General features: G+C 62.2%; 14 protein-coding genes. 6 read left to right on the top strand and 8 right to left on the bottom strand.

Going from position 1 to position 12,618, the window contains the following annotated elements:
- Nucleotide 1: 1 nt before the first annotated feature.
- Entirely contained in the window at nucleotides 2-451 is a 450-nt protein-coding gene (locus MRY17_RS07160) for a YcgN family cysteine cluster protein (protein WP_003172524.1), read from the bottom strand.
- Nucleotides 452-604: 153 nt separating this feature from the next.
- Here MRY17_RS07160 and MRY17_RS07155 point away from each other — a divergent pair, with 153 nt between their 5' ends.
- Nucleotides 605-1,189: a nitroreductase family protein gene (locus MRY17_RS07155; RefSeq protein WP_181283989.1), complete on the top strand. Its 585-nt coding sequence runs from the start codon at nucleotides 605-607 to the stop codon at nucleotides 1,187-1,189.
- 201 nt (nucleotides 1,190-1,390) lie between these two features.
- On the opposite strand, the gene MRY17_RS07150 is transcribed toward MRY17_RS07155, so the two are convergent.
- From MRY17_RS07150 to MRY17_RS07135, 4 genes are all read right to left on the bottom strand, one after another.
- Complete coding sequence (locus MRY17_RS07150) at nucleotides 1,391-2,323, bottom strand: D-2-hydroxyacid dehydrogenase (RefSeq protein ID WP_243353492.1); 933 nt, start codon at nucleotides 2,321-2,323, stop codon at nucleotides 1,391-1,393.
- Between the two features lie 106 nt (nucleotides 2,324-2,429).
- Nucleotides 2,430-2,723, bottom strand: coding sequence for a YcgL domain-containing protein (locus tag MRY17_RS07145; RefSeq protein WP_124357485.1), 294 nt, complete (start codon nucleotides 2,721-2,723; stop codon nucleotides 2,430-2,432).
- Complete coding sequence (rnd, locus tag MRY17_RS07140; RefSeq protein WP_181284015.1) at nucleotides 2,720-3,853, bottom strand: ribonuclease D; 1,134 nt, start codon at nucleotides 3,851-3,853, stop codon at nucleotides 2,720-2,722. Before rnd ends, MRY17_RS07145 begins: the two co-directional genes overlap by 4 nt.
- A 122-nt stretch (nucleotides 3,854-3,975) precedes the next feature.
- The gene (locus MRY17_RS07135; protein WP_243353491.1) at nucleotides 3,976-4,575 is read right to left on the bottom strand and encodes a class I SAM-dependent methyltransferase; all 600 of its coding nucleotides are present in this window, start codon (nucleotides 4,573-4,575) and stop codon (nucleotides 3,976-3,978) included.
- Between the two features lie 167 nt (nucleotides 4,576-4,742).
- On the opposite strand from MRY17_RS07135, the gene MRY17_RS07130 reads away from it, so the two are divergent.
- Complete coding sequence (locus tag MRY17_RS07130; RefSeq protein WP_243353490.1) at nucleotides 4,743-5,516, top strand: transporter substrate-binding domain-containing protein; 774 nt, start codon at nucleotides 4,743-4,745, stop codon at nucleotides 5,514-5,516.
- Here MRY17_RS07130 and cynR read toward each other — a convergent pair.
- Complete coding sequence (cynR, locus tag MRY17_RS07125; protein WP_243353489.1) at nucleotides 5,491-6,357, bottom strand: transcriptional regulator CynR; 867 nt, start codon at nucleotides 6,355-6,357, stop codon at nucleotides 5,491-5,493. The two genes, MRY17_RS07130 and cynR, sit on opposite strands and share 26 nt — an antisense overlap.
- 112 nt (nucleotides 6,358-6,469) lie before the next feature.
- Here cynR and MRY17_RS07120 point away from each other — a divergent pair, with 112 nt between their 5' ends.
- The 3 genes from MRY17_RS07120 to MRY17_RS07110 are packed head-to-tail and all read left to right on the top strand — an operon-like array spanning nucleotide 6,470 to nucleotide 8,506.
- The gene (locus MRY17_RS07120; protein WP_181284011.1) at nucleotides 6,470-7,111 is read left to right on the top strand and encodes a carbonic anhydrase; all 642 of its coding nucleotides are present in this window, start codon (nucleotides 6,470-6,472) and stop codon (nucleotides 7,109-7,111) included.
- A 28-nt stretch (nucleotides 7,112-7,139) separates the two neighbouring features.
- Nucleotides 7,140-7,610 (top strand): cyanase, encoded by a 471-nt coding sequence (cynS, locus tag MRY17_RS07115; protein ID WP_181284010.1) that lies wholly within the window; start codon nucleotides 7,140-7,142, stop codon nucleotides 7,608-7,610.
- A 56-nt stretch (nucleotides 7,611-7,666) separates the two neighbouring features.
- A complete protein-coding gene (locus MRY17_RS07110; RefSeq protein WP_243353488.1) occupies nucleotides 7,667-8,506 on the top strand; it encodes a cache domain-containing protein in 840 nt (279 codons plus the stop codon).
- A 182-nt stretch (nucleotides 8,507-8,688) separates the two neighbouring features.
- Here the strand turns inward: MRY17_RS07110 and MRY17_RS07105 are convergent, their stop codons facing one another.
- Entirely contained in the window at nucleotides 8,689-10,191 is a 1,503-nt protein-coding gene (locus MRY17_RS07105; RefSeq protein WP_243353487.1) for an MDR family MFS transporter, read from the bottom strand.
- 66 nt (nucleotides 10,192-10,257) lie between these two features.
- A complete protein-coding gene (gene pobA / locus MRY17_RS07100) occupies nucleotides 10,258-11,451 on the bottom strand; it encodes a 4-hydroxybenzoate 3-monooxygenase (RefSeq protein WP_243353486.1) in 1,194 nt (397 codons plus the stop codon).
- A gap of 180 nt (nucleotides 11,452-11,631) precedes the next feature.
- Between pobA and MRY17_RS07095 the strand changes: the two genes are divergently transcribed.
- Nucleotides 11,632-12,498 (top strand): helix-turn-helix domain-containing protein, encoded by an 867-nt coding sequence (locus MRY17_RS07095; RefSeq protein ID WP_181284006.1) that lies wholly within the window; start codon nucleotides 11,632-11,634, stop codon nucleotides 12,496-12,498.
- Nucleotides 12,499-12,618 lie beyond the last annotated feature (120 nt).

The raw sequence follows: 12,618 nt of genomic DNA, 5'->3' as shown, positions 1-12,618 counted from the left end.
TTCACCCCGCACGGAAGATCAGGTAATCCTCCCAGTCGTCCTCTGGCACGCTGCCTTCGCTGAGCATGCGCCCGGACTGGGAAATGCGTTCGTGGTGCACGGCATCGCGGTCGCCGCAGACCAGGTGGTGCCACAAGGGCAAATCCTTGCGCTCGCTCACCAGGCGATAGCCGCAGGTGGGCGGCAGCCACTTGAACTGGTCGGCCTGCCCTGGGGTGAGCTGGATACAGTCCGGCACCGAGGCCCGACGATTGGGATAGTCGGTGCACTGGCAGGTTTTCAGGTCCAGCAGCTTGCAGGCGATGCGCGTGTAATAGACGCTGTTGTCGTCTTCATCCTCAAGCTTTTGCAGGCAGCACAGGCCACAGCCGTCGCACAACGACTCCCATTCCTCCTGGTCGAGGTGTTCGAGAGTTTTGCGTATCCAGAAAGGTTCGACTTTGGCGGCCATGGCTCTGCATCAGTATCGGTAGGTTCAAAGGCCGCCAGTCTAGTGTCCAAGCCCTCCGGGGCCAAGTGCTTACGACTGGCGGTGTAACAACACTTGTCAGTCTGGTGGCCGCACAGTAGTTTTGAGCGCCGAATTGACCATCAGGAACTGCTCATGACTCGTGTTGCCGATTATCCGATCCACACCCAGTTTACCGAGCGCTGGTCGCCTCGCGCCTTCACTGGCGAGAACATCTCCCGGGAGACCCTGCTGAGTTTTTTCGAGGCGGCGCGCTGGGCACCTTCGGCCTACAACTCGCAGCCCTGGCGCTTTCTCTATGCCCGCCGCGACACGCCGGACTGGGAGCGCTTCCTGGGTTTGCTCAATGAATTCAACCGGGGCTGGGCGCAGCATGCGTCGGCGCTGGTGATCATCGCCTCGAAAACCGATTTCATCGCCCCCGGCGCCACGGAAGAAACCCCGGCCCTGTGGCACACCTTCGACACTGGTGCCGCCTGGGCTCACCTGGCCTTGCAAGCCAGCCTCGCCGGCTGGCACACCCATGGCATGGCCGGCTTCGATCAGGAACTGACCCGCAAAGAGCTGAAGATTCCCGCAGGCTATGCGCTGCATGCCGCCGTGGCGGTGGGCAAGCTGGGCGACAAGTCGAGCCTGCCCGAGTACCTGCAAGGCCGCGAAGCGCCGAGTACGCGCAAGCCGCTGAGCGAGCTGGTCTCGGAAGGTGACTTCAGTCTTTGATTCCTGCGCAAAAACCAATGTGGGAGGGGGCAAGCCCTAATGCCAGCTTGTAGGAGCGAGCTTGCTCGCGAAAAACGTCAACGATAACGCGTGCTTTCTGCATGAACGCGGTGCCTATGAGTTTTTCGCGAGCCAGCTCGCTCCTACAGACCGGCATTGGGGCAAGCCCCCTCCCACATTTTGTCCACGCCCGCGTTCGTGTCAGTAGCCGCGTTCGAAATCCACTTCCCCGCGTAGTGCCTGTTTTGCCTGATACGCCCGCACATTCTGCACAAACAACTGCACCATCATCGACGGCGAAGTCGGTGCCGAGCTGTGCCCGGTCAGCAGCAAGCCCCACGCCGTCCAGAACGGGTGGCGTTGCGGCAGCGGTTCCTGGCGGCAGACGTCGATCACGGCTCCGGCCAGGTGTCCTTCCTTGAGGGCTTCGACCAGGTCGGCATCCACCACCGCCACGCCGCGCCCGACGTTGATGAACAAGGCGGTCGGCTTGAATTGCTTGAACAGTGCGGCGTCGTACAGATCATGGGTTTCAGGGGTGTTGGGCAGCAGGTTGATCACATAATCCACCTCTCCCACCAGCCGGCCCAATTGATCGAGCCCGACAACTTCGATAAACGGCGCCTGCTCGCGGGGCCGGCTGGCAATGCCATACAGCTCGACGCCAAACGGCAGCAGGAACTGCGCCACGCTCTGGCCGATATCGCCGGTGCCCACCACCAGCACTTTGCGCCCCGCCAGGCTCTGGCCCTGGCGGCTGTCCCACTTGCGTTCGACCTGGCTGACCAGCCGCGCCAGCACTTCACGTTCGTGTCCGAGCATGTAGGTCAGGACGAATTCGGCCATGACCTGGCCAAAGATGCCGACCGCACGGGTCAGGCGATAATCACGCGGCAGGCCTTCGGCCAGCAGTGGCGTGATACCGGCCCAGGTCGACTGCAACCACTGCGGATGATGGCCCTGGCGCAACAGCGTCGCCAGCAGGTCCGGCTGGCCCAGCCACACTGGACAATCGGCGGCCAGGCGCGAGAGTTCGGCCGAGTCGCCGCTGGTCAGTACCTCAAGGTCCGGCGCGGCTTCGCGCAGCAATTGAGCGTAGAGCGGGTGATCCTGTTCAGCAATCAGAACACGCATGGTTCAAACCTTTCAAAAACAGTGCAGACGGCCGCCCGCATCCTTACGGCCACCGTCCTCTAATACAATTCCATTCAGCCTGCGCCCTGATACGGGCGCTGATCGATCACATCGGGTCGTTGCGGCGCAGCAACTCTTCAGGCAGGTGCTCGATGTATTCGTCCTCGGCGGGCGGCATTTGCAGGTGATAGCCCTGCTTGTCGAGGTTTTCCAGCACCACGGCGATGTCCTCGCGTGACAGTTTGCGCTCGGGGGTCAGCACCATGTCGAAGGCGTGATGGGGTTTGCCGAAGGCAGCCATCAACGGCTCCGGCACCCGTTCCAGGGCGTCGCTCTTGAGGACATAGAGGTACATGCCGTCTTTTTTCAAGCTGCGATAAATCGAGCAAATACGTTTCAAGGCTGTTCTCCGGCACTGGCCAGGCTGTCGAGCAGCGCCTGGCCCATCAATTCGCGGCGCCAGCCACGCAGCGAATCGGGTAATTGGTAGGGCCCATCGGGGTAGCCACTTTTAACCAGGGCTTCGAGGGTTTTCTTGCGCAGCATCAGTTCTGGCGCCATGTCCAGGCGCTCGGCGAACGTCTGGCCCAGGGCGCGCAGTTGCTTGATCAGCGCGGCGGCATCGACCGGCAGCGGTTCAGGCACGGCAGGCGGCCATTGGTCCATCGGTACGCTGCCCGCACGCTTGATCAGGTCGAGCAGGAACTGGCCGTCCTGACGCACGGTGCGCGGGTGCATGTCTTCGATCTTGCCCAGGGCGGCGAGGTTATCCGGCTGGGATTTGGCCAGGGGCCATAACGAGTGCTCACGCACGATGCGGTTGCGCGGCAGGTCACGGGCGCGGGCCTGCTGCTCGCGCCAGGCGCACAGTTCACGCAATACGGCGAGCTGGGCGCGGGACAGTTTCCAGGCCAGCTTGGCGTCGCGGTACACCTCGTACGGGTCGACTTCGCGGCGCAGGTTGGCCACCAGTTCGGCACCGTCTTCCAGGACCCAGGCGTATTTGTCATCGCTCAATTGCGGGCGCAGGCGGATGTAGACTTCGGCCAGGTGTACGGCGTCTTCGGCGGCATAGCTCACCTGGGTGTCGGACAGGGGCCGCTGCAGCCAGTCCGAGCGCGTCTCGCCCTTGGGCAGATCGATGTCCAGCACCGCTTGCACCAGCCGCGAGTACCCCATGGAGAACCCGAGGTTCAGGTAGGCCGCAGCCAACTGGGTGTCGAACAACGGCACCGGCAGGCTGCCGGTCAGGCGTAACAGCACTTCCAGGTCTTCGCTGCAGGCATGCACCACCTTGATCACGCCCGGATTTTCCAGCAAATCGGCCAGGGGTTGCCAGTTGTCGATGGTCAGGGGATCGATCAGGTACGCGCGCACGCCATCACCGATCTGGATCAGCCCGGCGATGGGGTAGAAGGTGTCGACCCGCATGAATTCGGTGTCGAGGGCGACGAATGGCAACTGCTGCCATTGGGCGCAATGCTGGCCGAGGCTATCGTTGTCGCAGATCCAGTGAATATCGATGGCCACACGGCTCTCCCTTGAAGAATGGCGCGCAGTATATATCGCGAAAGGGACTTGCGAGCATCCGCAGTGCACAGGCAACCATGAAAACTCAGACAGACTATGAAGAATAATCCGACAGGCGGGAGTTATCCCTTCTTACGCAGGACGTAGACACACCAGAGTTTGGAGCCGGGCAGGAACTCCCGGTGATTCAAGACCTTGAAACCGGCCTGGCGAAACTCATCCTCAACCGGTGTACGCGCGTCCACGGACACAATCACGGTGTCGCGGCTGACTCGGTGGAATTCGCGCAGCAAGGCCAGGCGCACCTCGGTATCGGGCGCATGGCGAAACAACTCAAGGCAGAAGATGCAATCCACCGCATTCGCTGACAGGCCAATGGAAAACGCCGAGCCGGGGAATGTCTTGATGCGTTTGAGCAACGCCGCCGGGTGATGGGTGCGGGCATGGTCGAGCATCTGTGGGGAATGGTCCGACGCCAGGATCACCCGATTGACGTGCTCTGCAAGCACCGGCCAGAACCGCCCGGAGCCGCAGGCCAGGTCGAGGATCAATCCGGGCTCTCCGGCGACCTTCAATGCATGGCGCACCAACCGAGCATCGCGCCACGCAGCCAGACGCTGCAACAGCCCAGGCGGACAGGTGTCACCACAGACCCTGGCATGCTCACGGTCATAGCGCTCGGTGAATTCGGTCTCGATCGAGGATGGAGGTTGTGACGACATCGCGTGCTCATGTGGATATAGCTGAAGTGAACGACCTTGATCGGCAGCTTAACCACCGCAACGTGAAAAAAAGGTCGAAAGCCGCAGCACCGTAATCCGGCACCTTGCCACCCTGCCCCGCGCTGGAAATAATGATCGCCCGACCTGCCCCCCAAGGACTCGACCGCATGAAAGCTCTTCTGGCCCTGTGTGTACTGGCGAGCGTGGCAACCACCGCCCTGGCCGATCCCGATTCGTCGCGTCTGGACGAGGTTATTCAGCGCGGCACGCTGACGGTGTGCACCACCGGTGACTACATGCCTTACACCTCGCTGCGTGCCGATGGCCGCTACCAGGGCATAGATATCGCCATGGCCGAGTCCCTGGCCAAGAGCCTCAACGCGACGATCACCTGGGTGCCCACCACCTGGAAAACCCTGATGCCGGACTTTCTGGCCCAACGCTGCGACATCGCCGTAGGCGGCATCTCGGTGTCACTGGAGCGCCAGAAAACAGCCTTCTTCAGCCAGCCGCTGGGTGTCGACGGCAAGATCCCGCTGGTGCGCTGCGCCGACGTGCAGCGCTACCAGAGCGTCGAGCAGATCAACCAGCCCCAGGTGCGGGTGATCGAACCGGCGGGCGGCACCAATGAAGTGTTTGCGCGCACCCATCTGGGCCAGGCGCAGATACGCCTGCATGACAACGTGAGCATTTTTGACGAACTGCTGGCGGGCAAGGCCGACGTGATGATCACCGATGCCAGCGAAGCGCGTTACCAGCAAAAGCAAAAACCGGGACTGTGTGCGGTCAACCCCGAGCGGCAGATGCAGTACAGCCAGAAAGCCTTCCTGCTGCCGCGCGATGATGTGGCCTGGAAAAGCTATGTCGACCAGTGGTTGCACTTGAGCGTGGCGACCGGCGTGTATGACGGCATAGTCAGTCAGTGGCTGGCGACGCCTTGATCAGTGCGACAAAGGCCGCGCACGCAGCGCTGCGATAGGCGCCCCTGCGGCTGAGCAGCCCCACGGTGCGGTGCGGCAGCGGCGGCTCGATGGCCACGGCATGCAACCCGGCCTGCGCCTGGGCCAGTGCCTGGGGCAGGATGGTCGCCAGTGAGGTGTTACGCACGATTTCAATGATCGCGCCGATGGAATTGGCCTCCATGACAACGCGCGGGTTCACGCCTTGCCGGCGGCAGTACTCATCGATATAGCGGCGCGTGGCAAAGCCAGGATCGAGCAACACCAGCGGCTGCTCGAACCACGCCGACCGACTCCCCTGGGCATGATCGGCCCGTACCACCACGCTCAACGCTTCGGCAAACAGCGCCTCACACTCGATATCCGCGCCATGCTCGCCGGTAAAGCCGATGCCGATATCCAGCAAGTCCTCGCCCAGCGCAGCTTCGATGCGGTCCTGGGTCAGCTCTTCGACGCTCAAAGTGATGCCTGGGTACAGCTCATGGAACCGCGCCAGCAACGGGCCGATCAGGTAGGCGGTAAACGTCGGGGTCATCGCCAGGCGCAGATGCCCGCGGCTGAGGTCCTGCACGTCATGCATCGCACGAGTGCCGGCCTCCAGGTCCTGCAACGCCAGCCGCGCAAAGCGCACATAAGCCTGACCCGCATCCGTCAGGCTGACGCTGCGCCCGGAACGATCGAGCAGCGGCGCGCCCAGGGTGTCTTCAAGTTGCTTGATCTGTTGCGACAACGTCGGCTGCGACACATGCAGCGCCTGAGCGGCGCGGGTGAAATTGCGGTGCTCGGCAACGGCCAACAGGTAACGGATATGGCGCAGCAGCATCAATGACGCTCCAACTATAGGCAGGACTTATATAAACCATAATAAGCCGGTCTTGGACGCTATAGTCGAAAACTTCCATCCTTGCCCCATCAGCCACGCAAGGACAAACCTCATGCAGCACCTCATCGACGGCTTTCGCAAATTCCAGCGCGACGCCTTTGCCCAGCGCAGCGACCTGTTCAAACACCTGGCCACTACGCAAAACCCCGGCACGCTGTTCGTGTCGTGCTCCGATAGCCGTGTCGTCCCGGAGTTGCTGACCCAGCAGGAACCCGGCGACCTGTTCGTGATCCGCAATGCCGGCAATATCGTGCCCTCCTACGGGCCGGAACCGGGCGGCGTATCGGCCACGGTCGAATATGCGGTGGCGGTACTCGGCGTGAGCGACATCGTGATCTGCGGCCACTCCGACTGCGGCGCAATGACCGCCATCTCCACCTGCACCTGCTTGGACCACCTGCCGGCAGTAGCCAACTGGTTGCGCCATGCCGAGTCGGCCAAGGTCATCAACGCCGCCCGCCAGCATGCCTCGGACGCGGCGCGCCTGGATGCCCTGGTGCGTGAAAACGTAGTCGCCCAGTTGGCTAATCTCAAGACTCACCCATCCGTCGCCCTGGCGCTGCAACAAGGCCGGCTGAACCTGCACGGCTGGGTATACGACATCGAAACCGGTGGCATCGACGCACTGGACGGGCCCAGCGCACGCTTCGTGTCCCTGCTCGAGCACCCGACCACCCGCGCTCATGCCGCCTGAACCCTATTCAACCCAAGAGGACTTCATCATGCTGCAATCGAACTTTGCCCAAACCCCTCGCCTGGCCCTGGCCGATACCGTTATCGACCTCAAGGCGCGCAAGGACCTGTCCTGGCAGGACCTCGCCGACGGCACCGGCCTGAGCCTGGCCTTCGTCACCGCCGCCCTGCTCGGCCAGCATCCGCTGCCCAAGGACGCCGCCGACGTGGTGTGCGCCAAACTCGGCCTGGACGAGGACGCCAGCCGCCTGCTGCAAAGCGTGCCCCTGCGCGGCAGCTTCCCCGGCGGCGTGCCGACCGATCCGACGATGTACCGGTTCTACGAAATGCTGCAGGTCTACGGCTCCACCCTCAAGGCCCTGGTGCATGAGCAGTTTGGCGACGGCATCATCAGCGCGATCAATTTCAAGCTGGACATCAAGAAAGTCGAAGACCCGGAGGGGGGTTCGCGCGCGGTGATCACCCTGGACGGCAAATATCTGCCGACCAAACCCTTCTGATCGTTCGCCGAACCGTCTACGCTCTTGTCATTCCAACAAGACCGAGGGACGGGTAGATGAACACACTGCTACGACTCGCCTGGCTGCTGCTGTTGTGCGGCAGCCAGGTGCACGCCGACACGGCCAATGACGCAGACGCTCAAGCGGCCAAGGCGTTGCTGGAAAAGGCCCTGGTTTACTACCAGAACAATGGCGACAAGGCATTCGCCGCTTTCAGTCGCCAGGGCGAATTCATCGACCAGGACCGCTACGTCTTCGTGGTCGACACCAAAGGCGTACTGCTGGCCAGTGGCGGCCCCTCCTCGGCCTTGATCGGTCGCGACGTGTCCACCGTACTCGGTCCGGATCTGCAAGCCTCGTTCAAACACGCCATCAACGCGCCCGAAGGCCAGGGTATTCAACAGGCCGACTATCGCTGGCAGAACTGGAATGACGGCAAGGTCGAACACAAGCATGTGTTTTACCAGCGCGTGGGCGAGCGCATCCTGGCGGTCGGTTACTACCTGCCACGTGCCACACCGGAACAGGCGCGGGCGCTGCGCAACAAGGCGGTGAACGCGTTGGTGAAGGATGAAGCGGGAACGCTCAAGGCGATCAACTCATTGGACGGTGGTTTCCTGCAGGATGATCTCTATGTGTTCGTGGTTGATCTGGAGACGCGGCGCTATGTGGCGCATGGCACCGATCTGCGTTTGATCAACACGGATTTCGCCAAGGTCAAGGACCCGGATGGCAGGCCTGTCGGGGAACCGATCCTCGCGTTGATGGACGAGCAGGATCAGGGCGAATACAAATACCGCTGGAAAAACCCGGTGACCGGGAAGGTTGAGAATAAGCATGCTTATGTGCGCAAGGCGGGGCATTGGATGGTGGCTGTGGGGTATTACAGCCCCTGATTCGTCTGGCGAGTACCTATCTAACGGATATGTACGCTGTCGGCTTTGTGTGGGAGGGGGCTTGCCCCCGATTGCGGTGTGCCAGTCCCTGATGCACTCACTGACCCTCCCTCATCGGGGGCCCCCTCCCACCTTTGGACCAGGATCGGCAAAAGATACCGGTCGGCTTTAAAGCCGTCGCGCTAACGCCCCCGCAACACCCGATCAGGCATCGCAATGGCCGCCGCCAACCCCAACACCGACACCCCCGCACTGACCATCAGCAAATGCCGAAACGTCACCGCCAACTCCCCCCGCAACGCATCCCGTGCGCCCCCCGGCGCGGCATTGAGCCCATCAAGCAGCACGTTACCGGAACGACCCTCGCTCACCAGCGCACCACTGGCCAAGTGGACAAAACTTGCATCCTGTAACAACGCCAACAGCAACGCCGACATACACGCCACCCCGACCGCCCCGCCCAGGGAACGGAACAGGTTGGTGGTGCTTGTCGCCACCCCAATATCGCGCTGCTCCACCGAGTTCTGTGTGCCCACCAACGAGGTCGGGAACTGCATGCCCGCGGCGATCCCGCACAGCAGCATGAACAGCGAGGTCAGCCCGACGGCCTGGGGCGCGCTGAAGGCCATGCCGAGAATCGCCAGGGGACTCAACACGGCGCCACTGAGGATCATCGGTTTATAACGGCCGGTCACTGACGTCATGCGCCCGGCGAAATAAGCGCCCATCGGCAAGCCCATCGCCAGGGGCAGCAGGTGCAGGGCCGCGCTGTCGGCGCCGGCACCGGTCACGGTCTGGTAACGCAAAGGCATCAGCACCGTCAGGGAAATCGCCTGGAAGCTGGTGATGAAAATCGTACACCAGCACAACACCGCACTGCGATTGACGAACAGGTGCATAGGCAACAGCGGCTCGCGCGCGCGGCGTTCATGCCAGACGAACAGGCTCAACGCCAACAGCGCACAGGCCAGCAGCCCGAGCACCTGGTCGTCACGCCATGCATGGCCCTGGCCGATTTGGGTGATGCCGAGCAACAAGGCGGTCAGGCCGATGATCATCAGCACGGTGCCCAGATAATCGATGACCGGCTTGCGCTGCGGCACCGGCAACCCCACCAGGGTGCGATGGGCCACATACCAGGCGACCGCGCCCAACGGCAGGTTGATCAAAAACACCCAGCGCCAGGACAGGTACTCGGTCATATAACCGCCCAGCACCGGCCCGGCAACGCTGGCCACCGCGTACATGCTGCTGAAGTAGCCCTGGTAACGCCCGCGCTCACGGGGCGCGATGATGTCGCCGATGATCGCCTGGCTCACCGAAATCATGCCGCCGGCACCGATGCCCTGGATAATCCGCGCCAGCACCAGTTGCTCCATGCTGTGCGCCAGGCCGCAGAACAGCGAGGCGACGGTGAACACGCCCATGCCGATCAGCATCATCGGCCGCCGCCCATACAGGTCACCGAGCTTGCCGTAGATCGGCACTGCCACCGTCATCGCCACCATGTAGCCGGAGATCACCCAGGCCAGCAGGTTGACGTCATGGAACTGCGCGGAAATGGCCGGCATCGACACGGCGACAATGGTCTGGTCCAGGGCGCCAAGAAAGATCGCCAGCATCAGCGCAGCGAGAATGCTGCGCACGGCAGGAACGGTGGGAGTGGGCTGATTGAGAGGGGTCACGGCAGAACCTTCGAGCAGGGCCCGCAGGCAACGGCAGCCTGCGCAAATGCTGAATACGATAGCAGGCTATTCGATAGCCTCGTAAGGAAGCCCGACGTAATTTTCCGCGATGGTTGTGCGCCCGGCCTCGGAACCCATGAAGTAATCCAGCTCGCTCTCGGCAATGCGCTGAGTGAAGCCGTCCGCCTGGGGAAACTGATGCAGCATCGAGGTCATCCACCAGGAAAACCGTTCGGCCTTCCACACCCGCCGCAGGCAGATGGCAGAGTAGCGCTCAAGCAAGTCCACGCGCCCCTCGCCGTACACCTTGAGCAAGATTCGAAACAATGTGCTCACATCGCTGGCCGCCAGGTTCAAGCCCTTGGCCCCGGTGGGCGGCACGATATGCGCGGCATCGCCGAGCAGAAACAGGCGCCCGTACTGCATGGGCTCCACCACGAAGCTGCGCAGCGGTGCGATGCTTTTTTCAATCGCCGGGCCGGTGACCAGTTGTTCAGCCAGGTCGGCCGGCAGACGAGTCTTGAGCTCAGCCCAGAAGCGCTCGTCCGACCAGTCGGCCAACGGCTCCTGCGCGGAGACCTGCAAGTAGTAACGGCTGCGGGTCAGCGAACGCATGCTGCACAGCGCAAACCCGCGCGGGTGCGTGGCGTACACCAGCTCCGGGTGCACCGGCGGCGTATCGGCAAGCACGCCCAGCCAGCCGAAGGGGTAGACGCGCTCGAACACCTGCAGCGCCTCGGGTGGAATCGACCGACGGGCCACGCCATGAAAGCCGTCACAACCCGCGACGTAGTCGCACTCCAGGCGAAAGGCCTGGCCCTGATGCTCGAAGGTCAGCCAGGGTTGATCACGTTTGAGGTCATGGGGCTGCACGTTCGAGGCTTCATAGAAGGTCGTGGCGCCGGCAGCCGCACGGGCTGCCATCAGATCGCGGGTGACTTCGGTCTGGCCGTAGATCATCACTGACCGGCCACCGCTCAGCGCCTTGAGGTCGATGTGCGTGAGTCGGCCATCGCGCGCCAGGGCGAAGCCGTCATGCACCAGGCCCTCGGCGTCCATACGTCGGCTGACGCCGGCCTCGCGCAGCAGATCGACCATGCCTTGCTCGAGCACGCCTGCACGGATGCGGCCCTGCACGTGATCGGCGCTCTGGCGCTCCAGGACGAGGGTCTGAATGCCCGCATTGTGCAGCAGTTGACCGAGCAGCAGTCCGGACGGACCGGCGCCAATAATGGCGACTTGGGTTTTCAGCGTTTTCATTATTGTTATGGCCTGCTGGCATCACCCGAACCGAACGAGTGAAAGAGTTGTCATTGGACGTGTGGCTGACATTTTTCACGTGAGCGAGCAGCATAAGAAGGTGAAAACTGCTTCAAAGCCTGCACTTTTTGCCAATCGGGGCGATTACCGAACCACTATCCTGAGTATCGGATTGAAAACATGACCAACACCGCGATTCCGGTCTTCAAGCTTTACGGGGAAAGCCAACAGTGGCCGACTCCCGATTTGTTGCACTGCGAAACCATTTCCCGGCGCAGCCGGGAATACCAGTGGGAGATCCAGCCCCACCGGCACGCGGACCTGTGCCAGTTGCTTTATGTGCATAAAGGCCAGGCACACCTGGAAATCGAAGGCCAGCGCACCACGCTCAACGAAGCGAGCCTGCAAGTGCTGCCGCCACTGTGTGTGCACGGTTTTCGCTTTTCCGAAGATGTCGAAGGTTATGTGGTAACCCTCTCCGCGCCCCTGGTCGGCCATTTACAAGCGCAATTGGGCAGCACCGTCGACGGCCTGCACTCCCTCGGCAACTACCCGGCGGGCAAGGACAGCGACTACCTCAACAACCTGTTCGCCCGATTGCAGGACGAATACGCCGATGAACAACCGGCACGGGACATGATGATGCACGCCCTGGTCAGCGTGCTGCTGGTATGGGTCAGCCGCCAGGCGATCCAGCGCCGCCACCCCAGGACACCCCGCAACCGGGAGTATTTCCGGCGGTTTACCCAACTGGTCGAACAGCATTACCGCGAGCACCCCAAGATTGAAGACCTGGCCCACAAACTGGGCATCTCGGTCTCACATCTGAATGGGACGTGTCGGGAGTTGGGCGGGCAGCCGGCCCTGCAGATCATGCACGACCGCCAGTTGCTGGAGGCCAAGCGTTTGCTGACCTACACCAGCATGACCATCAATGAAATGTCCGAAGTGCTGGGGTTTTCAGACCCGACCAACTTCTCGCGGCTGTTTCGCCGCCGGGTGGGATTTTCGCCAAAGGCGTTTCGCGAGCAGCTGAAGCAGAACTGAATGTGGGAGGGGGCAAGCCCTGATACTGTAGGAGCGAGCTTGCTCGCGAAAAACTCACAGGCACCGCGTTCATTCAGGAAGCACGCGTTATCGTTGACGTTTTTCGCGAGCAAGCTCGCT

Origin of the sequence: Pseudomonas orientalis, assembly GCF_022807995.1 — a bacterium.
Lineage (GTDB): Bacteria > Pseudomonadota > Gammaproteobacteria > Pseudomonadales > Pseudomonadaceae > Aquipseudomonas > Aquipseudomonas orientalis_B.
This window is presented reverse-complemented; position numbering and strand designations above follow the sequence as displayed.